The sequence below is a fragment of the Salipiger sp. CCB-MM3 genome, from assembly GCF_001687105.1.
Lineage (GTDB): Bacteria > Pseudomonadota > Alphaproteobacteria > Rhodobacterales > Rhodobacteraceae > Salipiger.
The window spans coordinates 354104-374513 of the sequence record NZ_CP014596.1 but is presented as its reverse complement, the minus strand read 5'-3'; the positions used below and the strand labels follow the sequence as shown (position 1 = coordinate 374513).

18 protein-coding genes are annotated in these 20410 nt (G+C 66.5%); 17 read left to right on the top strand and 1 reads right to left on the bottom strand.

The window, feature by feature from the left end; all coding sequences use genetic code 11:
• Nucleotides 1–37: 37 nt before the first annotated feature.
• From hrpB to AYJ57_RS15525, 14 genes are all read left to right on the top strand, one after another.
• Complete coding sequence (hrpB, locus tag AYJ57_RS15590) at nucleotides 38–2485, top strand: ATP-dependent helicase HrpB (protein WP_066107976.1); 2448 nt, start codon at nucleotides 38–40, stop codon at nucleotides 2483–2485.
• A gap of 236 nt (nucleotides 2486–2721) precedes the next feature.
• Nucleotides 2722–3990: a flavin-containing monooxygenase gene (locus AYJ57_RS15585; protein WP_066107974.1), complete on the top strand. Its 1269-nt coding sequence runs from the start codon at nucleotides 2722–2724 to the stop codon at nucleotides 3988–3990.
• Between the two features lie 104 nt (nucleotides 3991–4094).
• Nucleotides 4095–5576 (top strand): aldehyde dehydrogenase, encoded by a 1482-nt coding sequence (locus AYJ57_RS15580; protein WP_066107972.1) that lies wholly within the window; start codon nucleotides 4095–4097, stop codon nucleotides 5574–5576.
• A gap of 66 nt (nucleotides 5577–5642) precedes the next feature.
• Nucleotides 5643–6575, top strand: a complete 933-nt coding sequence (locus AYJ57_RS15575; RefSeq protein WP_066107968.1) for a LysR family transcriptional regulator — start codon at nucleotides 5643–5645, stop codon at nucleotides 6573–6575.
• A 183-nt stretch (nucleotides 6576–6758) separates the two neighbouring features.
• Complete coding sequence (locus AYJ57_RS15570; protein ID WP_066107962.1) at nucleotides 6759–8822, top strand: oxidoreductase; 2064 nt, start codon at nucleotides 6759–6761, stop codon at nucleotides 8820–8822.
• A gap of 59 nt (nucleotides 8823–8881) precedes the next feature.
• A complete protein-coding gene (locus AYJ57_RS15565) occupies nucleotides 8882–9955 on the top strand; it encodes an ABC transporter ATP-binding protein (RefSeq protein ID WP_066107958.1) in 1074 nt (357 codons plus the stop codon).
• Complete coding sequence (locus AYJ57_RS15560) at nucleotides 9952–10815, top strand: ABC transporter permease (protein ID WP_066107956.1); 864 nt, start codon at nucleotides 9952–9954, stop codon at nucleotides 10813–10815. Before AYJ57_RS15565 ends, AYJ57_RS15560 begins: the two co-directional genes overlap by 4 nt.
• Entirely contained in the window at nucleotides 10812–11612 is an 801-nt protein-coding gene (locus AYJ57_RS15555) for an ABC transporter permease (protein WP_066107953.1), read from the top strand. The genes AYJ57_RS15560 and AYJ57_RS15555 overlap by 4 nt, the downstream gene beginning before the upstream one ends.
• A 35-nt stretch (nucleotides 11613–11647) precedes the next feature.
• Nucleotides 11648–12667, top strand: coding sequence for an extracellular solute-binding protein (locus AYJ57_RS15550; RefSeq protein WP_066107950.1), 1020 nt, complete (start codon nucleotides 11648–11650; stop codon nucleotides 12665–12667).
• A 78-nt stretch (nucleotides 12668–12745) separates the two neighbouring features.
• The gene (locus tag AYJ57_RS15545) at nucleotides 12746–14404 is read left to right on the top strand and encodes an amidohydrolase (RefSeq protein ID WP_066110386.1); all 1659 of its coding nucleotides are present in this window, start codon (nucleotides 12746–12748) and stop codon (nucleotides 14402–14404) included.
• Nucleotides 14401–15507, top strand: a complete 1107-nt coding sequence (gene argE / locus AYJ57_RS15540; RefSeq protein ID WP_066107949.1) for an acetylornithine deacetylase — start codon at nucleotides 14401–14403, stop codon at nucleotides 15505–15507. The genes AYJ57_RS15545 and argE overlap by 4 nt, the downstream gene beginning before the upstream one ends.
• Before the next feature lie 122 nt (nucleotides 15508–15629).
• Nucleotides 15630–16631, top strand: coding sequence for a methylmalonyl Co-A mutase-associated GTPase MeaB (gene meaB, locus AYJ57_RS15535; protein ID WP_066107946.1), 1002 nt, complete (start codon nucleotides 15630–15632; stop codon nucleotides 16629–16631).
• 117 nt (nucleotides 16632–16748) lie between these two features.
• Nucleotides 16749–17039, top strand: coding sequence for a 50S ribosomal protein L28 (gene rpmB, locus AYJ57_RS15530; RefSeq protein WP_066107943.1), 291 nt, complete (start codon nucleotides 16749–16751; stop codon nucleotides 17037–17039).
• Between the two features lie 202 nt (nucleotides 17040–17241).
• On the top strand, nucleotides 17242–17679 hold the full coding sequence (locus tag AYJ57_RS15525) for a copper chaperone PCu(A)C (protein WP_157374201.1): 438 nt from the start codon (nucleotides 17242–17244) through the stop codon (nucleotides 17677–17679).
• Nucleotides 17680–17682: 3 nt separating this feature from the next.
• Here AYJ57_RS15525 and AYJ57_RS15520 read toward each other — a convergent pair whose 3' ends face one another.
• Entirely contained in the window at nucleotides 17683–18372 is a 690-nt protein-coding gene (locus AYJ57_RS15520) for an NAD-dependent deacylase (RefSeq protein ID WP_066110384.1), read from the bottom strand.
• Nucleotides 18373–18448: 76 nt separating this feature from the next.
• On the opposite strand from AYJ57_RS15520, the gene AYJ57_RS15515 reads away from it, so the two are divergent.
• The 3 genes from AYJ57_RS15515 to AYJ57_RS15505 all read left to right on the top strand — a co-directional run bounded on the left by AYJ57_RS15515 (nucleotide 18449) and on the right by AYJ57_RS15505 (nucleotide 20343).
• Nucleotides 18449–18904 (top strand): low molecular weight protein-tyrosine-phosphatase, encoded by a 456-nt coding sequence (locus AYJ57_RS15515; protein WP_066107937.1) that lies wholly within the window; start codon nucleotides 18449–18451, stop codon nucleotides 18902–18904.
• A 134-nt stretch (nucleotides 18905–19038) separates the two neighbouring features.
• Nucleotides 19039–19560, top strand: coding sequence for an acyloxyacyl hydrolase (locus AYJ57_RS15510; protein ID WP_066107934.1), 522 nt, complete (start codon nucleotides 19039–19041; stop codon nucleotides 19558–19560).
• A gap of 153 nt (nucleotides 19561–19713) precedes the next feature.
• Complete coding sequence (locus AYJ57_RS15505) at nucleotides 19714–20343, top strand: hypothetical protein (protein WP_237220251.1); 630 nt, start codon at nucleotides 19714–19716, stop codon at nucleotides 20341–20343.
• Nucleotides 20344–20410 lie beyond the last annotated feature (67 nt).

Sequence of the window (20410 nt, the reverse complement as noted above, 5' to 3'; positions counted from 1 at the left end):
CTCGACGCGCCAGCGCCGATCCCGCATAACCGCGCGCATGGATCATCTGCCCATCGACGCCGCCCTTCCCGATCTCATTTCCGCCCTGCGTGCCGAGGGCCGCGCGGTGCTGCAGGCGCCGCCGGGCGCCGGCAAGACTACCCGTGTGCCGCTGGCGATGCTCAAAGCAGGGCTCACCAAGGGCCGCATCCTGATGCTCGAGCCGCGCCGGCTTGCCGCGCGCGCCGCCGCCACGCGTATGGCCGAGACGCTGGGCGAGTCCGCGGGCGAGACGGTGGGCTACCGCATCCGCGGCGAAAGCAAGACCTCCAAAGCCACCCGGATCGAGGTGGTCACCGAGGGCATTCTCACCCGGATGATTCAGGTCGACCCCGAGCTTGCGGGCATTGGCGCGGTGATCTTCGACGAGTTCCACGAACGCTCGCTCAACGCCGATCTGGGGCTGGCGCTATGTCTCGAGATCGCCGGGGCGCTGCGCGACGATCTGCTGCTGCTGGCCATGTCGGCGACGCTCGATGCGGGGCCGGTGGGCGAGCTGATGCAGGCGCCGGTCATCACCTCCGAGGGCCGCAGCTTTCCTGTCGAGGATCGCTGGCTTGACCGCGCCGTGCCCAAGGGCCAGCGCTTCGAGCCCGCGATGGCCGAGCTGATCGAGCGTGCCGCGCGCGAAACCACCGGGGGCATCCTCGCCTTTCTGCCGGGGGAGGGCGAAATTCGCCGCACCGAGGGGCTGCTCAAGGGGCGGCTCCCCAAGGATGTGACGATCCGTCCGCTCTTTGGGGCCATGGAGTTCGCCGCGCAGCGCGCCGCCATCCGGCCCGAGGCGCAGGGACGCAAACTGGTGCTCGCCACGTCGCTCGCCGAGACTTCGCTGACCATCGAGGACATCCGCGTGGTGGTCGACGGGGGCCGCGCCCGCCGTGCACGCTTCGATCCCGGCTCGGGCATGTCGCGTCTTGTCACCGAGAAGGTCACCCGCGCCGAGGCCACGCAGCGCGCCGGTCGCGGGGGCAGGGTGGCCGAGGGCATCGCTTACAAGCTCTGGACCAAAGGCGAGGAGGGCGCGCTGCAGGCGTTTCCTCCCGCCGAGATCGAAACCGCCGACCTGTCGGGGCTGGCGCTGGAACTGGCGCTCTGGGGCGCCACACCCGAGGATCTACCGTTCCTTACCGCGCCGCACCCCGGCGCCTATGCCGAGGCCTGCGCGCTGCTCAAGATGCTGGGCGCACTTGATGGCTCTGGCCGGATCACCGAGCATGGCCGCGCGCTGGCGCGCCTGCCGCTGCACCCGCGTCTGGCCCATATGCTCAGCCTCGCCGGGCCCAAGGCCGCGCCGCTTGCCGCGTTGCTGGCCGAGCGCGATCCGCTGCGCGGCGCGCCGTCGGATCTGGGCTTCCGGCTCGAGGCGATCCGCGATCTGCGCCGCTTCAGCCAGAGCCGCCCCTATGAGGTGAACCGCGCGGCGCTGGAGCGGATCAAGACCGAGGCCAAGCGCCTCGCCCGCGCAGGCGGCGCAGGCAGCGCGGGCGATCCGCTCTCGCCCGCGGCGCAGGCGGCGCTGGCCTATCCCGACCGGATCGGTCTGCGCCGTAAGGGCGATGCGCCGCGCTTCCAGCTCTCGGGCGGCAAGGGCGCGGTGATGGATGAGGGGGACCCGCTGGCCGGCACCCGCCTGATCGTGGTCACCGACACCGATGGCAACCCGCGCGAGGCGCGCATCCGGCAGGCGATCCCGATCAGCGAATCCGAGCTGCGCGATCTCTTTGGCGCGCAGATCGCCTGGCATGATGTCTGCGCGTGGTCGAAGCGCGAGCGCCGCGTCGTGGCGCGTCGGCAAGAGCGGTTCGGGGCCATCGCGCTCGACGACCGCTTGTGGAAAGAGGCACCCCCCGAGGCCATCGCGCAGGCCATGCTGGAGGGGGTGCGCGATCTGGGGCTCGCGCTGTCGGATGCCGCCCGCCGCTTCTGCGCGCGGGTCGAGATTGGCCGCGAGGCGGGGCTGGGCCTGCCGGACATGGGCCCGGAGGCGCTGATGGCAGAGCTCGAGGACTGGCTGCTGCCCTATCTCACCGGGGTGAAGACCGCCGAGGACTGGAAGCGCTTCGACCTTCTGCCTGCGCTGCGCGCGCGGCTCGACTGGGGGCAGATGCAGGCGCTTGATGCGTCGGTGCCGGGTAAGTTCGTTACGCCGCTGGGTCGCGAGATCCCCATCGACTACTCCGGCGAGCACCCCGAGATCACCCTGCGCATCCAAGAGATGTTCGGCCAGCGCGAGCACCCGAGGGTTGGCAAGCAGCCGCTGCGCGTGACTCTTCTGTCACCGGCGCGCCGCCCGGTGCAGACGACAATGGACCTGCCGGGCTTCTGGCAGGGATCCTATGCCGATGTGCGCAAGGACATGAAGGCGCAATACCCCAAGCATCCGTGGCCCGAAGACCCGCGCGAGGCCGACCCGACGCTGCGCGCCAAGCCGCGCGGGCGCTGACCACCGCTCGCGCACGGATTAGGTGGAGCCTAATCCGTAGTGACGCATTGGTTTCTTTTTTCTCACTCATAGCTGGCGCACCTTCCACCGCGAAGACCCCGGTCGGGAGCTAAGACGCTGACCCGCAGGCCGTTCGTGCGCTACAGCCGCATCTCTGCCTGCCGGTGCTCGGCTTGAGCAGCCCCTTCCGTGGTTCAGGAAATTGGACCCTCTGATTTGTACGGAAGGACTCACCGATGTCGGTTGAGAAGACAGAAGCCCTCGTCATCGGCGCCGGGCAGGCCGGGATCGCCGCGAGCGAGCATCTTGGCGCCAATGGCATTTCGCATATCGTTCTCGAAAGAAAGCGCATCGCGGAGCGCTGGCGGTCAGAGCGCTGGGATTCGCTGGTCGCCAACGGCCCGGCGTGGCACGACCGCTTCCCCGGACGGGAGTTCGCGGGGGATCCAGAGGCCTTTGTGCCCAAGGAAAAGGTCGCTGACTACTTCGAAGCCTATGCGCAGCAGATCAACGCGCCGGTGCGTTGCGGCGTTGAAGTGACCAAGGTCAGCCGTCTTGAGGGCCGTCCCGGCTTCCGTGTCGAAACCTCCGATGGTGTGATCGAGGCCGACTATGTGATCTCGGCCACCGGGGCCTTCCAGCAGCCGTCGATCCCGCCGCTGGTGCCCGCTTCGGTGCCTGTCGCGCAAATGCATTCCAGCCAGTACCGCAATCCAGCGCAGCTGGCCGAGGGCGCGGTGCTGGTCGTTGGCGCGGGATCTTCGGGTGTGCAGATCGCGGACGAGCTGCTTGCGTCCGGGCGCAAGGTCTATCTCTCGGTGGGGCCGCACGACCGCCCGCCGCGCGCCTACCGGGGCCGCGATTTCGTCTGGTGGCTGGGGGTGCTCAACAAATGGGACGCCGAGGCCAATCCCGCGTCCGAGCACACCACCATCGCCGTCAGCGGTGCGCATGGCGGACACACGGTGGATTTCCGCAAGCTCGCCGCGCGCGGGATGGTGCTGCTGGGCCGCACCGAAAGCTTTGAGGAAGGCGCCTTTGGCTTCGCGCCTGATCTGGCGCGGAATATCGAGGCGGGCGACGCCAATTACCTTTCGCTGCTGGATGAGGCCGATGCCTATGTGGCGGCCAATGGTCTCGATCTGCCGCTGGAGCCCGAAGCCCGCCGCATTGGGACGGACCCGGCCTGCATGACCGATCCGATCCTGTCGCTCGATCTCGCCGAAGCCGGGATCACCACGATCCTCTGGGCCACTGGATTTCACTGCAACTATAGCTGGTTGGCGGTCGATGCGCTGGACGGGGCTGGAAAGCCGCGCCACCAGCGCGGGGTGTCCACCGCGCCGGGTGTCTATTTCCTCGGGCTGCCTTGGCAGACGCGGCGCGGGTCCTCGTTCATTTGGGGCGTCTGGCACGACGCGAAATATGTGGTCGATCACATCGCCAAGCAGCGCGGCTATCTCGCCTATGCCCCGGCGGTCGCACCGGTGACAGAGCCCGCCTGATCCCACCCACTCCCATAGCCCGCGCCCGGAAGCTGCCCTCCGGGCGCGGGCGCATATGACAAGACCAATCGCGGCGCGTCGCAGCCGCCGCCCGGAGACAAACAATGCAGACCCTCTCGCACTACACCACCCGCGCCGCGGCGCTGACCTTCCGCACCCAATGCTGGATCGATGGACGCTATGTGCCCTCCGCTTCCGGCGCGCGCTTCGAGACGGTGAACCCCGCCACAGCCGAAACGCTGACCGATGTCGCCCATGGCAGCGCCGAGGATATCGACCGCGCCGTGGCTGCCGCCCGGCACGCCTTCGAGGACCGGCGCTGGTCGGGCAAGACGCCGGGAGAGCGCAAGGAGGTCATGCTGCGCCTCGCGACCCTGCTGCGCGAGAACCTCGAGGAACTGGCGCTGCTCGACACGCTCGATATGGGCAAGCCGATCTGGGAGACGGTCAACGTCGACGCGCCGGGCTCGGCGCATTTCTTCCAGTGGCACGCCGAGGCGATCGACAAGCTCTATGATGAGGTCGCCCCCACCGGCGGGCGCGACGTGGCGCTGATCCGCCGGGTGCCGCTTGGCGTGGTGGGCGCGGTGGTGCCGTGGAACTTCCCGCTCGACATGGCCACGTGGAAGCTGGCCCCGGCATTGGTGGCGGGCAACTCGGTGGTGCTCAAGCCCGCCGAGCAATCGCCGCTGTCGGCCCTGCGCCTTGCCGAACTGGCCGCCGAGGCGGGTCTGCCCGACGGGGTGCTGAACGTGGTGCCGGGCTTTGGCGAAGACGCCGGGCAGGCGCTTGGTCGTCACCCGGACGTGGATTGCCTCGTGTTCACCGGATCAACCGAGGTGGGCAAGATGTTCCAGCGCTACGCCGGTGAGAGCAACATGAAGCAGGTCTGGCTGGAGACCGGCGGCAAGAGCCCGAACCTGATCTTCGCCGACGCCGATCTTGATGCCGCCGCCGACAAGGCCGCCTTCGGCATCTTCTTCAATCAGGGCGAGGTCTGTTCGGCCAACTCTCGGATGCTGGTGCATGAAAGCATCGCGGAAGAGATGATCCAGCGGATGAAGACCCGTGCCGAGGCCATTGTGCCCGGCAACCCGCTCGATCCCGAGACGAAGATGGGTGCCATGGTCGATGCCCGGCACGCCGAGCGCGTCGCTGGTTTCCTCGCCTCGGGCAAGCAGGACAGCCGCCTGATCGCGGGCGGTGAGCGGCTGACGATTGGCGGCTCGGATGCTTTCATCCAGCCGACGGTCTTTGCGGATGTCCCGCGTGATGCGCGCATCGCCCGCGAGGAAATCTTTGGCCCGGTGCTGTCGATCCAGACTTTCAAGGACGACGCCGAGGCCATCGCCATCGCCAATGACAGCGTCTACGGCCTTGCCGCCTCGGTCTGGACCCGCGATCTCAGCCGCGCCATGTCGGTCTCGGACGCGCTGGTCGCGGGAACGGTCTCGGTCAACACCGTCGATGCGCTCTCGGCCATGACCCCCTTTGGCGGTATGAAGCAATCGGGCTTTGGCCGCGATCTATCGATCCACTCCTTCGACAAATACTCGGCGCTGAAGACCGTCTGGATCAGCTATTGAGGGTTCCGGCGCAGCGGGGTGGGGTGTATTAGGGCAAGCCTAACGCACCCCGTCCCGGAGGAAGACGTGCCCTTACGCTTTACCCTGCGCCAGATGGAATATTTCGTTGCCGTGGGCGAATGCGGCTCGATCGCGCTCGCGGCTGAAAAGGTGAATGTCTCCTCTCCGTCGATCTCAGCGGCGATCTCGCAGCTGGAGGCAGAGTTCGGCCTGCAGCTGTTCATCCGCCGCCATGCCCACGGGCTGTCGCTGACGCAGGGCGGGGCGCGTTTCATGACCGTGGCGCGCGACCTGCTCGAGAAGGCCGCGACGCTCAACGATCTCGCCAATGACATCTCGGGGCAGGTGCGCGGCCCGCTCAACGTGGGCTGCCTGCTGACCTTCGCGCAGATCGTGCTGCCGCAGCTGCGCCGCAGCTTTGTCGATGCGTGGCCCGACGTCGAGTTCCACCAGTTCGAGCGTGATCAGCAAGAGCTGTTCGACGGGCTGCGCTCGGCGCGGATCGACGTGGCGCTGACCTATGATCTGAACGTGCCTTCCGACCTCGAATTCCTGCCGCTGATCGAGCTTCCGCCCTTCGCCTTGGTGCACGAGGGGCACGAGTTGGCGGCGCTCGACAGCGTCACCCCTGCCGAGCTGTCGGATTATCCCATGGTGCTGCTCGACCTGCCGATGAGCGGTGAGTACTTCCTGTCGTTCTTCACCAAGCTCGGGATCACACCGATGATTGCCGAACGCACCCGCGACATCGCGGTGATGCGCTCGCTGGTGGCCAATGGGTTCGGCTATGGCATGGGCAACACCCACCCGGCGACCGACCTTGCCCCAGATGGCCGCCGCCTGAAGTTCATCCCGATGACCGGACCTGTGCGGACGCTCAAGCTCGGGCTGCTGATGAGCGAGGGCGCGCGTAGTTCCCGGACGATCCGAGCCTTCATTGATCACGCGCAGGCCGAGATCACCGAGACCCGCGCTCCGGGCCTGCAGATGCGCCCGTGACGGCGCTATATATCTGACCCAATTTCATTTTTTACGCCAAATGCTGCGCAGGCAAGCTGCACCCTAATTCAGCGATTAGGGTGAGGCTAACTCAAGCTTTCAGAAGGTATAATTTACTCGAACCTTACTCCGACCGATCAAAGCACCGAGCCCGGCACGACGACACGCCGCAAGGAGAAGACGGTGCGAAACCCCAGCTACGATATCCTGTTCGAACCCGCCAAGATCGGCCCGCTGACCGCGAAGAACCGGTTCTACCAAGTGCCGCATTGCAACGGCGGCGGCTATCGCGACCCCTCTGCCGTTGCGGCCATGCGCGGCGTGAAGGCCGAGGGTGGCTGGGGCGTGATCTTCACCGAGCAGACCGAGATGCACCACACCTCGGAGATCACCCCGTTCATCGAGCAGCGCCTCTGGGACGACGCCGACATCCCCGCGCTGCGCCGCATGTCCGACGCGATGAAGACCAACGGCGCGCTGGCTGGCATCCAGTTGGCCTATTCCGGCATCAACGGCCCGAACCTCTACACCAAGGAGGTGCCGCTGGCCCCCTCGGCACTACCGATCCGCACCTTCACCAATGACCCGGTGCAGGCGCGCGCGATGGACAAGACCGACATCCGCGATCTGCGCCGCTGGTTCGTCAATGCCGCCAAGCGCTCGAAGATCGCCGGGTTCGACCTGATCTGCCTCTACGGCGCGCATGGCTTCGGCATCTTCCAGCACTTCCTGTCGCGCGCCACCAACCAGCGCACCGACGAATACGGCGGCTCGCTGGAGAACCGCGCCCGCTTCGTCAACGAGGTGATCGCCGACATGCGCGACGCGGTGGGCGACACCATGGGCATCACCCTGCGTGTCAGCCTCGACGAGACCATCGGCCAGCTTGGCTTTTCCAACGCCGAAGTGCGCGAGTTCATCGAGATGAACGCCGACCTGCCGGACCTCTGGGATCTGGCGCAGGGCACTTGGGAAGACTGCTCGGGCCCCTCGCGTTTCAAGGAAGAGGCGGCGCAGGAAGTGCTGGTCAACGGCATCCGCGAGCTGACCTCAAAGCCGGTGGTTGGCGTCGGCCGCTTCACCTCGCCTGATGTGATGGCACGGCTGGTGCGGCAGGGCGTGCTCGACTTCATCGGCTGCGCCCGCCCGTCGATCGCCGATCCCTTCCTGCCCAAGAAGATCGAGGAAGGCCGGATCGAGGACATCCGGGAATGCATCGGCTGCAACATCTGCATCACTGGCGACATGACCATGTCGATCAGCCGCTGCACCCAAAACCCCACCTTCATGGAAGAGTGGCGCAAGGATTGGCACCCCGAGACGATGAACGCCAAAGGCGGCAGCTCGAACGCGCTGATCGTCGGGGCGGGCCCTGCCGGTCTCGAAGCGGCACGTGCGCTGGCGGTGCGCGGCTATGACGTGGCGCTGGCCGAGGCGGGCACCGAACTGGGCGGCCGTGTCGCTCGTGAGCGGCTGCTGCCCGGGCTTTCGGCATGGGGCCGCGTGGTCGATTATCGCAGCTATCAGCTGTCGCAGCGCGCAAATGCCGAGACCTATTTCGACAGCCGCCTCACCGCGCAGGACATCCTCGAGTTCGGTTTCGAGAACGTGTGCATCGCCACCGGCTCGCATTGGCGCGCCGATGGGGTCTCGCGCCAGCACGTGGTGCCGATGCCCGCCGATCCGGCGATGCCGGTCTTCACCCCCGACGACATCATGGCGGGCCAGTTGCCCAAGGGCGAGGTCGTGCTTTTCGACGACGATCACTACTACATGGGCGGCGTCATCGCCGAGTTGCTGGCCAAGGCAGGCTGCAAGGTGACCTTCGTCACCCCCTCGGCCTATGTGTCGGACTGGACGCTCAACACGCTCGAACAGGCGGCGATCCACAAGCGGCTGGTCGAGGCGGGCGTGAAGATCGTGCTCAACACCGGCATCGCCGAATTGAAGGCGGGCGAGGTCGTGACCGAATGCACCTACACCGGCCAGACCTCGGCCATCGGCTGCGAGGCCGTGGTGATGGTCGCCTCCCGCATCTCTGATGATGCGCTCTACCACGAGCTGAAGGCGCGTGAGGACGAGTGGGCCGACGCTGGCATCAAGTCGGTCAAGCTGATCGGGGATGCGGCAGCCCCCGGCCCGATCGCATGGGCCACCTACGCCGGTCACCGCTACGCCCGCGAGCTCGACATGCCCGACATCGGCGACGCGCTGCCGTTCCGCCGCGAGGTCACGCAACTCGCCTAACCCCCCGTCCGGCGCCGCAGGGGAGGGCGGCGCCGGGCCCCAGACACAGGGATCTCACCATGACACGCGGAAAGGCCGTAGAAGTCTTCAACGTCTCGAAACGCTTCGGCGACTATCAGGCGCTCGACCACGTCGATTTCACCATCCACGAGAACGAGTTCTTCACCCTGCTGGGGCCTTCGGGCTGCGGCAAGACCACGCTGCTGCGGATGATCGCCGGCTTCGAGACCCCCAGCGAGGGCGCGATCGTGCTCTTTGGGCAGGAGATCGACCAACTGCCCGCGCACAAGCGGCGGGTGAACACCGTCTTTCAGAGCTATGCGCTCTTTCCGCATATGACGCTGGCGCAGAACATCGCCTTCGGCCTCGAGAACCTCGGCTGGGACAAGGCGCGGCGCGAGGCCCGCGTCGCCGAGATGCTCGAGCTGGTGCATATGACCGCCTTTGCCAGCCGCCGCCCCGATCAGCTTTCGGGTGGGCAACGCCAGCGCATCGCATTGGCCCGCGCGCTCGCCCCCGAACCCAAGGTGCTGCTGCTGGACGAGCCGCTCTCTGCGCTCGACCTGAAGCTGCGGCAAGCCATGCGCGACGAGTTGCGCGCGCTGCAGCGCAAGACCGGCATCACCTTCATCTTCGTCACTCACGATCAAGAAGAGGCGCTCGACATGTCCGACCGCATCTGCGTGCTGGGGCAGGGACGGGTGCAGCAGATCGGCACGCCCGCCGAGATCTACGAAGAGCCTGAGAACCGCTTTGTCGCCGACTTCATCGGTGAGAGCAATTTCCTCGACGCCGAGGTGATCTCGCTGGACGGCGCGCGGGCGCGGATCCGCACACCGCTGGGACTGGAGTTCGACGCGGCGCAAAAGGGGCTGACCGGCACCGGCCCGGCCACCATGTCGCTGCGCCCCGAGAAGATCGGCCTACAGGATCAGGCCACGGGCAACGTGATGACCGGCACCATCCGGTCGCGCAACTATATGGGCGGCTATACGCATTTCGTCGTCGAGACCGGCGGTGCAAGCCTGCGCGTCTCGCGCCGCAATGCGCTCAGTCAGGCCGAAAGCTACGCCATCGGGCAGGAGGTCCGCCTTGGCTTTCGCGACGAGTCGGTGCGGGTGCTGGCGCAATGAGGGGCGCGCGCATCTGGGGCCTGATGCCCGCATGGGTGCTGATGCTGGGCACGCTGATGGTCCCGCTGCTGATCGTCGCCGCCGTCTCGGTGGCCGAGCGCGGCTCCTACGGCGGCTTTGCGTGGGATTTCAACCCGCTCTCCTATCGCGGCATCCTGTTCAGCGAGGATTGGGATGGCAATCTCGTCTTCGATCCCAAGTATCTGGCCATCATCGCCCGCACGCTGCTGCTGGCCGGGGCCACGACGCTGATCTGCATGATCCTCGCGTTGCCCGTGGCCTATGTGATCGCCACCCGCCCGCCGCGGATGAAGGCGATTTTGATCTATCTTGTGACGTTGCCGTTCTGGGTGTCGATGATCGTGCGGGTCTATGCGTGGCTGATCATTCTCGGAAACGAGGGTTTCTTGGGCCGCTTCTGGCACTGGATCGGCGGCGAGGGCACGTTGCTCTTCACCCCCGGCGCGATGCTGGTGGGCATGGTCTACAGCTATATCCCGCTGATGGTGCTGCCGGTCTTCGCCGCGATCGAAAAGCTCGACCCGGCGCTGCTGGAGGCAGGGGCTGACCTTTACGCCAGCCGCTGGACCACGGCGCGCCGGGTGATCCTGCCGCTGACATGGCCGGGGCTCGCCGCAGGCGCGGTGCTGGTCTTCGTTCCGGCGCTCGGCACGGTGCTCGAGCCGATGCTGCTGGGCGGCGGCAAGCAGATGATGATGGGCACGCTGATCCAGACCCAATTCGGCGGCGCGCGCAACTGGCCCTTCGGGGCCGCGGTGGCGCTGGTGCTGATGGCGATGGTGGTCATCGTGCTGCTGATCAACGCGCGCCGCGCGATGCGCAAGGAGGCTCGGGCATGAGCAAGGCGCACAACGTCCGCCACTACCCCGGCGCGGGGCTGGTCACTTGGGTGTTCTTCCTGTGGCTCTACGCGCCCATCGCCGTGGTGATCTGGTTCTCGTTCAACGAAAACCGTCTCGTCTCGGTGTGGACCGGCTTTTCGATGAAGTGGTACGAGGCCGCGCTGACCAACCGCGCGCTTCTGGATGCGCTGCGCGTCTCGCTGACCGTGGCGGTCATCGCCACCACCGTGTCGACGCTGGTCGCGCTTTCGGCGGCCATGGTGCTCAGCCGCAACGAGACCATGCGCTTTCGCCGCCTGTCGGAGACCGTGGTCAACCTGCCGCTGCTGCTGCCCGAGATCGTGGTCGCCGTGGCCTCGCTGATCCTCTTCTCGCAGCTGGGATTCTCGAACGGCATGGCACGGCTGATCGTGGCGCATTCGACTTTCTGCACGCCGTTTGCCTTCCTGCCGATCCGCGCCCGGATGCAGGGCATGAGCCGCGACTACGAAGAGGCCGCCAAAGACCTTTACGCATCCCCCTTCACCGCCTTCCGGCGGGTGACGCTGCCGCTGATCCTGCCCGGCGTCTTTGCCGGGGCGATGTTGGCCTTCGTGATCTCGATGGACGATTTCATCACTTCGAACCTGCTCGCCACCGGCGGCACCACGACGCTGCCGGTCTATATCTTCGGCCTGATCAAGCAGGGCACCACGCCCGAGCTCAACGCGATCTCGACCCTGCTGATCCTCGCTTCCCTCATCATCGCGACCGTCGCGCTGGTCCTGTCGGCCCGGTCGATGCGGCGCGGCTGATACCTCCCAACGAAAAACCAACAGGAGAGACATCCATGAAACTCAAGACCCTCCTCGGCGCGGCCACCGCCGTCGCGCTGGCGCTGCCGGCCCATGCGGGCGGCACGCTCAATCTCTACACCTGGTCGGATTCCATCGCCCCCGAACTCATCGAGAAATTCGAGGCGCAGACCGGCATGACCGTCAACACCGACGGTTTCCAGTCTAACGAGGATGCGCTGACCAAGCTGCAGGCAGGCTCGTCGGGCTATGACATCGTGACCCCCTCGCAGCACTTCGTGAAGATCATGATCGACGAGGGGCTGCTGGAAGACATCGGTGCGAAAGATCTCGCCGCCTACGCGCAGGTGGACGACAAATGGAAGGGCAAGTGGTGGGATCCTGAAAACGCCTATTCGATCCCGCTCGCCTATGGCACCGCAGGGTTTGCGGTGAACCGCGACGTCTATGAGGGCCCGATCGACAGCTGGGAGGTCTATTTCACCCCGCCCGCCGATCTGAAGGGCAAGGTGGCCTCGCTGTCTTACCCGGATGAGGTTGTGGGCGCGGCGCAGCTCTATCTCGGCGTGCCCTTCTGCTCGGAGGACAAATCCGAGATGAAGAAGGTCTACGATCTGCTGATGGCGCAAAAGCCCGACGTGGCCGCCTACAGCTCGGACAACATCGAAAACCGCATCGGCACAGGTGAGGTCGGCGCGCACTTCTGGTGGGACGGCAACGTGCTGAAAACCCGCAATGCGGGCTCGAACATCGTCTACGCCGAGCCCAAAGAGGGTCTCGTGGGCTGGCTCGACAGCTTCGTCGTGCCGAAGGGCGCCGAGAACGTCGAAGGTGCGAAGCAGTTCATCGACTTCATGTCCGAGGTGGAGAACGCGACGATCCAGTACAACTACTACGCCCACTCTTCGCCGGTGGAGCTGGACCTCGAGAAAGCCAAATACACCCCCGAGAACGCCCCCGAACTGTTCCCGACGGTGCCGGTCGAATTCTCCAAGGCCTGCTCGCCCGCGGCGCAGGATCTGGTGACCAAGGTCTGGACCGACCTGCTGCAATAAGCGCTGAACCCGCAATTGCCACGCCCGGCCGGAGACGCTCTGGCCGGGCGCCTTCCATTGATCGAAAGCCCCGATGCCATGACCCGCACCAGCCCGCAGACGCTCGAAATCCACAATGCGCGCGACATCTTCAGCCGCGCGCCCGTGTCCCTGCGGCTCAAGGACGGGCGGATCGACTGGATCGGTACGCCCGGCGCCATGCCAGACGGAGAGATGCCCGCTCGGCGGATCGAGGCGGGGGGGCTTTGGGTCTCGCCCGGCCTATGCGACAGTCATCTGCACCTCTTTCAGGGCGGCGTGACGCTGGGTCAGTTGAACCTCTTCGGGATCGACACCCGCGCAGCGTTCGCGGCGGCGCTGACCGCCTATCGCCAAGGCCGCGAAGGCAGTCCTTTGCTCTGCGCCATTTCGGCGAATTATGAAATTCTCGGCCCCGGCACGCGGCCCGACCGACATGCTCTTGATGCGCTGCTGCCCGATCAACCGCTGATGGTCTACGCGGTCGATCTGCACACCGCATGGGCCAACACCGCCGCGCTTGCCGCGGCGGGGCTGATGGATGAAATCCCGGAGGTGAAGAACGCCGAGATCGTGCTCGGGCCGGATGGCAAACCGAACGGCGAGCTGCGCGAGGGCAACGCCATGCGCCTCGTCGGCAGGCTCTCGGCCCATGGCGGGCGCGACAATGCGGCGATGGCGGGGGATGAGCCCGGCCCGGTGAGCGAGGCCGACCGTGCCGCCGACAAGGCTGCCATTGCCGCCGCGATGAAGGCCTGCGCGGCCTATGGGATCACCACCGCCGTCAATATGGACGGCAACCTCTATCAGGCCGAGTTGCTCTCGGAGATGGAGCGGGATGGCGCGCTGCCGATCCGCGTCTCTCTGGCGATGCGGCTGTCGCCCTCGCATGACGACACCCGCATCAATGAGTTGATCGAGGCCGCCACGCGCAAAGGCTCGGAGAAGCTCTCCTTTGGCCGCATCAAGATGTTCCTTGATGGCGTCTTCGACACATGGACCGCCTATCGCACCGATGATTACCCGGACCGTCAGGGCTTTCGCAGCGCGCCGCTGTTCACGCACGAGCGCTTTACCGCGCTTTGCGAAGACGCCGATGCGAGGGGGCTGCAAATTCAGGTGCATTGCGTCGGCGATGCCGCCGTGCGCACGGCGCTCGACGGCTATGAGGCGGCGCGCGCAAAGAACGGTGCCCGCGATGCCCGCCACCGGGTCGAGCATATCGACATGCTGCACCCAGACGATCTGGCCCGCTTCGCTGCGCTCGACGTGGTGGCCTCGATGCAGCCGGTGCATCCGCCGGGCTCCAGCGGCCTGCCGCTCGAGCCGACCGTGTCGATCATGGGCCGTGACCGTTGGCAGGACACATTTCCATGGAAGACCCTGCAGGACGCGGGTGCCACGCTCGCCTTTGGCACCGACTGGCCGACCGCGCCGCTCTCGCCGTTCAATGCGATCCATTCGGCGCTCTCGCGAGAGCCGTGGGCCGAGGATGTGCCGGACCAGCGCATTCCTTTCGAGGCGGTGATCGAGGCTTATACGTTCGGCGGGGCCCATGCGCTCTTTGCCGAGAGCACACGCGGGGCGCTGCAGCCGGGCATGGCGGCGGATGTGGTGCTGCTCGATGGCGATCCGCGGGCGCTGGTCGCGGGTGCTGGCGCCTGCCGGGCCGCGCTCACCATCTGCGATGGCGCCGTGGTCTTTGAGGCAGACGCATGAGGCTGGCCCGCGTCGAAGAACTGCTCGCCACGCTGGTCGGCTTTCCCACGGTGTCGGCGAGTTCGAACCTTGCGCTGATCGACTGGGTCGAGGGGTTTCTGAACCGGGCGGGTTTCACCGTGACCCGCATTGCGGCAGAGGGGGCACCCAAAGCCGGGCTGCTGGCGCGCTTCGGCGAGGGCGAGGGGGGCGTTCTGCTGTCGGCCCACACCGATGTGGTGCCAACGGATGGGCAGAGGTGGAGCGTCGATCCGTTTTCCCTGACCCGGCGCGGGGATCGTCTGCTGGGGCGCGGGACGACCGATATGAAGGGGTTCATCGCCTGCGTGCTCGCTCTGGCCGAAACGCTGCGCGACGCGCCGCCCAAGTGCCCGGTGATGATCGCGCTCAGCTGGGATGAGGAAGTGGGCTGCCGCGGCATCCCGCAGATGATCGACCGGGTGATCCCCGAGCTTGGCCGCCCCGACCTCTGCATCGTCGGAGAGCCAACGCTGATGCGTCTTGGCATCGGGCACAAGGGCAAGGCGAGCTACCGCGCCACCTGCCACGGCGAGGCGAAGCATTCGGCCATGGCGCCGCGCTTCACCAATGCGCTGCATCTCGCCGCCGAGCTGATCGCGGCCCTGCGCGCCGCGCAGGAGAGGCTGGCCGAGCAGGGCGCGCAGGACGCGGCCTATGATATCGCCAGTTCCACCGTGCACGCCGGACGGATGCAGGGCGGCGTGGCGCTCAACATCGTACCCGAGCATGCCGAGGTGGAGTTCGAGATCCGCCATCTGGCGCAGGAGCGGGCCGAGGACATCCTCGCGGGGATCGAAAGCGACCTGCCCGAAGGGATCGAGATCACCCGCACCGGCGCCTATCCCGGGCTCGACACCGACCCGTCCCGGCCAGAGATCGCGCCTCTGGCGGCACTGCTGCCCGATGCCGCGCCGCTCAAGGTCTCCTATGGCACCGAGGCGGGTTTCTTTGCCGCGCTGGGGATTCCCACAGTGGTCTGCGGGCCGGGCACCATGGCGGACGGGCACCAGCCCGACGAATCCATCGCCCGCGCCCAGCTGGACCTCTGCTGCGACGTGCTGGACCGGTTGCTGCGCGGCTGACACTCTTTCCGGGGCCCGCCTAGGCTCTTTCATCTCGCTGCGATTTTTCCGCGCGGTGCTACCGCGCGGGTGGACATTGCCTGCGCCCGTGGCCCAAATCGGGGCAAACGGAGCGAGGTGGCATGGATATCGAGGATCTGGCAGCACGGATCGAGGCCGGGGAGCGGCGCGCTCTGGCACGCGCAATCACGCTGGTGGAAAGCGGGCGGGCCGATCACCGGGCGCAGGCAACGGCGCTGATGGAGCGGCTGCGCGGGCAGGGCCGGGGCCGCGAAGGGCTGCGCATCGGCCTCTCGGGCACGCCCGGCGTCGGCAAATCCACCTTCATCGAAGCCTTCGGCATGATGCTGACGGGGCAGGGGCTCAAGGTTGCCGTGCTGGCGGTCGATCCCTCCTCGGCGCGCTCGGGGGGCTCGATCCTCGGCGACAAGACCCGCATGGAGCGGCTCTCGCGCGACCGCAACGCCTTTATCCGGCCCTCTCCGGCGCAATCCCAACTGGGCGGTGTGGCGCGCCGCACGCGCGAGGCAATCGGTCTCTGCGAGGCCGCTGGCTTCGACGTGATCCTGATCGAGACCGTGGGGGTGGGGCAATCCGAGACCATGGTGGCCGAGATGTCCGATCTCTTCCTGCTGCTGCTGGCCCCGGCGGGCGGCGACGAGCTGCAGGGGGTCAAGCGCGGCATCATGGAGAGCGCCGACATCATCCTCATCAACAAGGCCGACGGCGACCTCAAGGCCACCGCGACGCGCACCTGCGCCGACTATGCAGGTGCGCTGCGGCTGCTGCGCAAGCGCCCGCAGGACCCAGACGGCTTTCCCAAGGCGCTCACCGTCTCGGCGCTCGAGGAGGCGGGGCTGGAGGCCGCGTGGCAGGAGATGCAGGCGCTGACCGACTGGCGCCGCGAGGCCGGTCAATTCGCCGCCCGCCGCGCCGAGCAGGCCCGCCACTGGTTCGAGGCAGAGGTGCGCGAGGGGCTGCTCTCGCGGCTGCGTCAGGAGCCGGTACGCGGCGCAATGGAGGCGCTTGCAAGCCGCGTCGAATCCGGCGAGATAGTGCCCGCGCGCGCGGCAGATGAAATCCTCCGGACTTATCTACCGGCCTTTGCCGGGAAGGGCACTTGACGCCAACCGGCCTTGGAGCTAGAGAAGCGCGACCAGATTCCGGGCGCTGTGAAAGCGGCGCCCTTTGATATTGGCGGAAGGCCCGCTTTCGCCCCGAGACATGAAGGAATGGACCAAATGTCGCGCGTATGCGAACTGACCGGCAAAGGCCCCATGACGGGCCACAACGTGAGCCACGCCAACAACAAAACCAAGCGTCGCTTTCTGCCCAACCTGAACGACGTTACTCTGCAGTCGGAAACCCTTGGCCGCGGCGTTAAGCTGCGCATCTCGGCTTCCGCTCTGCGTTCGGTCGACCACCGCGGTGGCCTCGACAAGTTCCTCGCCAAGGCGAAGGACACCGAACTGAGCGCCAACGCGCTGAAAGTCAAAAAAGAAATCGCAAAGGCTCAGACGGCGCAAGCCTAATCTGGTCCACAGAGATTTCCACAGCCCCGAAGCAGCCTGCTTCGGGGCTGTTTTCGTTTGTTTTTATGTGCTTGGTCTGCTGTGCTCAGCGGGGCTGTCGAACCTTCCCCAAAAGTTATCCCCACGTCATGCCCTTGCGTCGCCTCTGGGGATGGTTCACGAAACCGCTGTAAGCTTCGGTGTTTGGGGAGGAATGTTAAACATGCAGGTGAACCTTTTTGCGGCGATGGCGCTCGCGCTGTCCACAGTGGTAGCCGGACACGCCAAGGCTGAGATCATTGTCGAGGATGCCTACGCCCGCGCGGCCATGCCCTCGGCGCCCACCGGCGCGATCTTCATGACGTTGCGCAACGACGGCCCCGAGGACGCGCGACTCGTTTCGGTTGAGTCGGACGCCGCCGCCAAGACTGAGCTTCACACTCATATCGCAGGCGAGGATGGCGTGATGCGGATGCGCCCGATTGAGGGCGGGCTGGTGATTCCCGCCGGTGGCAGCCACGCGCTGGCCCGCGGCGGCGACCACGTCATGCTGATGGGCCTCACCCACCCGCTCGATCAAGGCGCGCAGATCGGCCTGACGCTGGGATTCGAGTCTGGCGAAGAGATTCGCATCGACGTGCCGGTCGATCTGGAGCGCTGAGCTTCAGCCCGCCAGCAGGTCCTCAACCCAAAGCGGCACGATCCGGCTCGCCGGTCCGACCCGATGCTCGGCAAAGAGTCGCGAGCCGTCGCTGTCGGCGAGGTTGAGCTCCACCGTATGGGCCCCGGCATAGGTCGCCTCCTGCACGAAGCCAGCGGCAGGATAAACCTGCCCGGAGGTGCCAATGGCGGCAAAGAGATCGCAGCTTCCGAGGTGCTCGGCGATCTCGTCCATGTAATAGGGCATCTCTCCGAACCAGACGATGTCGGGGCGCGTCGCGGCGCGCCCGCAACTGGGGCAGGGTTCGGCAGGGGCCATGACCAGCGGCGCCGTCCAGCGAGACCCGCAGACGGCGCAGAGCGCGCCTTCAAGCGCCCCATGCATGTGCAGCGCCTTGGCGCCCGCCGCCTCATGCAGCCCGTCGACGTTCTGGGTCACAAGGATCACCTCGCCCGCATGCTCGCGCTGCAGACGCGCAAGGGCAGCATGGGCCGCGTTGGGCGTGGCCTCGGCGGCCTGCGCTCGGCGGGCGTTGTAGAAGTCATGCACCAGCGTGGGGTTGCGGGCAAAACCCTCGGGCGTGGCCACATCCTCGATCCGGTGCTGTGCCCAAAGCCCGCCCTCGTCGCGGAAGGTGCCCAGCCCGCTTTCGGCAGAGATGCCTGCTCCGGTGAGAATGACGATCTTGCCCAGCTTTGCCAATTTGTCCGTCTCCTGCTTTGCGCCTGCCGCGTGGACAGGCTATCACCGGCCCCGGAAGGAGACCCGCATGGCTTACCGTATCCTCTTTGTCTGCTTGGGCAATATCTGCCGCTCTCCCTCGGCGGAGGGGGTGCTGCGTGTGAGGGCCGCAGAGCGCGGCGTCGCGCTCGAGATTGACAGCGCCGGCACCGGAGACTGGCATGTGGGCGAGCCGCCCTACGGTCCGATGCAGCGCGCGGCGCGGACCCGCGGCTACGATCTGTCGCGGCTGCGCGCGCGGCAGGTGGCGGCCGAGGATTTCCACCGCTTCGATCTGATCATCGCCATGGACCCGTCGAACCTCGAAAATCTCGAGCGCCTGCGCCCGGCACAGGGTGGGGCCGAGCTGCGCCTCTTCACCGATTACGCGCCGGGCAGTGGTGCCACCGAGGTGCCCGATCCCTACTACACACGCGATTTTGACGGCACGCTCGAGCTCATCGAACGCGCCGCAGAGGGCCTGCTGGACGCGCTTTCGCGCTGAGGCGCTGTTGCGCCGAAGGATCGCCTCGGGCGGCGTGCGCTGCGGCGGGTGGACAGCCCGTGCCGCATGCGCCATTGAGACGCTAGGTAAAATCAAGGCGCGTCAGGCGTCGGGGCAGATCGAAGGGTAGTAGAATGGCAAACGGAACCTTTGCAGTGCTCATGCTGATCGCGGGTCTCAGCGACATGGGCGTCAACTATTGCGGCACGTCGAGCGGCTGCGTCGGCAGCAGCGAAACCTCGCCGCGGCTCGCCTTCTCGGCAGGCTCGGTGGTCGAGCGCCACGCCGAGGCGAAGCCCGAGGTCTATCTGCGCTACGATTTCGGTCGCAAGTTTGGCCCCTTCGGTCAGGCCATCGGCGTGTCGCTGGCCGAGGATGGCGAAAGCTGGATCGGCTATGGTGCGACGTGGAACACCGCGCTTGGCAACACGCCCTTCTATGCCGAACTGCACGCCATGCCGGGGCTTTATGCCGACAATGGCGGCTTCGAGCTTGGCGGTCCGATCGAGTTCCGCTCGGGGATCGAACTGGGCTACGAGAACCGCATGGGCTGGCGCTTTGGCCTCAGCTATGATCACCGCTCGAACGCCGACATCTACGACAACAACCCCGGCATCGAGACGGTCCAGTTCCGGGTCAGCATCCCGACCCGTTGAGCGCGCATTTCCGCCGAGCTTGAGACAGGCGCCCCTTGGGGGCGCCTTTTTCTTTGTGCGGCCTAACAAATTCGTCAATTTGAACGTATCGCTTTGGCGCGCCCGCGGGGGCGCTGTAGCATGGGCCGCAGACCTCAGAGGGGGAGAGCCCAAATGTCCGCGCATCGCAACCGCATGTCCCACTCCATAGCCGCCTATGTCGCGCCTTTGGCCGCCTGTGCCACGCTTCTGTTGGCGGGCACAGGGCACGCCCAAATGCAGGGCCATGGCGCAGGGGGCCATATGGGGGGCCAGACGGGCGCGGGCATGATGCATGGCCATGGCGCCGATGGCACCGGGCATGATGAAGTCAACATGCCGGGCCTGCGCGGTCTCAACGCCACGCCCGAGGAAAGCGCCGAGCTTGCCACCATGTTCCGCAATTTTCGCACCTTCACACGCGAGGTCACCAATCTGCCGGACGGCATCAGGACGGTGACGCGCTCCTCCGATCCAGAGGTGATGGGCGTGCTCGTCAGCCATGTCACCGGGATGATCGCGAGGGTCGAGGCGGGGGACGATCCCAAGGTCTTCATCCAGAGCCCGACGCTCGACATCTTCTTCGCCCGCCCCGAGGCGATCGACACGCAGATCGAGGTGACGGACTCCGGGATCATCGTCACCCAGACCTCGGATGATCCGCAGATGGTGGCGGCGCTGCACACCCATGCCGCCGAGGTTTCGGACATGGCCGCACGCGGCATGCAGGCGGTGCACGAGCGGATGATGCATCAGGGCGGCTGAGCCGCCCGCTTCCCGAATTGCAAAAAGGGCCGGGGTGATCGCCACCCCGGCCCTTTCATCTTTCCCC

Excerpts from the sequence above, each read along its gene's own strand:
- hrpB (WP_066107976.1), top strand. The coding sequence starts at position 38 with ATGGATCATCTGCCCATCGACGCCGCCCTTCCCGATCTCATTTCCGCC.
- AYJ57_RS15585 (WP_066107974.1), top strand. The coding sequence starts at position 2,722 with ATGTCGGTTGAGAAGACAGAAGCCCTCGTCATCGGCGCCGGGCAGGCC.
- AYJ57_RS15580 (WP_066107972.1), top strand. The coding sequence starts at position 4,095 with ATGCAGACCCTCTCGCACTACACCACCCGCGCCGCGGCGCTGACCTTC.
- AYJ57_RS15565 (WP_066107958.1), top strand. The coding sequence starts at position 8,882 with ATGACACGCGGAAAGGCCGTAGAAGTCTTCAACGTCTCGAAACGCTTC.
- AYJ57_RS15560 (WP_066107956.1), top strand. The coding sequence starts at position 9,952 with ATGAGGGGCGCGCGCATCTGGGGCCTGATGCCCGCATGGGTGCTGATG.
- AYJ57_RS15555 (WP_066107953.1), top strand. The coding sequence starts at position 10,812 with ATGAGCAAGGCGCACAACGTCCGCCACTACCCCGGCGCGGGGCTGGTC.
- AYJ57_RS15550 (WP_066107950.1), top strand. The coding sequence starts at position 11,648 with ATGAAACTCAAGACCCTCCTCGGCGCGGCCACCGCCGTCGCGCTGGCG.
- AYJ57_RS15545 (WP_066110386.1), top strand. The coding sequence starts at position 12,746 with ATGACCCGCACCAGCCCGCAGACGCTCGAAATCCACAATGCGCGCGAC.
- argE (WP_066107949.1), top strand. The coding sequence starts at position 14,401 with ATGAGGCTGGCCCGCGTCGAAGAACTGCTCGCCACGCTGGTCGGCTTT.
- meaB (WP_066107946.1), top strand. The coding sequence starts at position 15,630 with ATGGATATCGAGGATCTGGCAGCACGGATCGAGGCCGGGGAGCGGCGC.
- rpmB (WP_066107943.1), top strand. The coding sequence starts at position 16,749 with ATGTCGCGCGTATGCGAACTGACCGGCAAAGGCCCCATGACGGGCCAC.
- AYJ57_RS15525 (WP_157374201.1), top strand. The coding sequence starts at position 17,242 with ATGCAGGTGAACCTTTTTGCGGCGATGGCGCTCGCGCTGTCCACAGTG.
- AYJ57_RS15515 (WP_066107937.1), top strand. The coding sequence starts at position 18,449 with ATGGCTTACCGTATCCTCTTTGTCTGCTTGGGCAATATCTGCCGCTCT.
- AYJ57_RS15510 (WP_066107934.1), top strand. The coding sequence starts at position 19,039 with ATGGCAAACGGAACCTTTGCAGTGCTCATGCTGATCGCGGGTCTCAGC.
- AYJ57_RS15505 (WP_237220251.1), top strand. The coding sequence starts at position 19,714 with ATGTCCGCGCATCGCAACCGCATGTCCCACTCCATAGCCGCCTATGTC.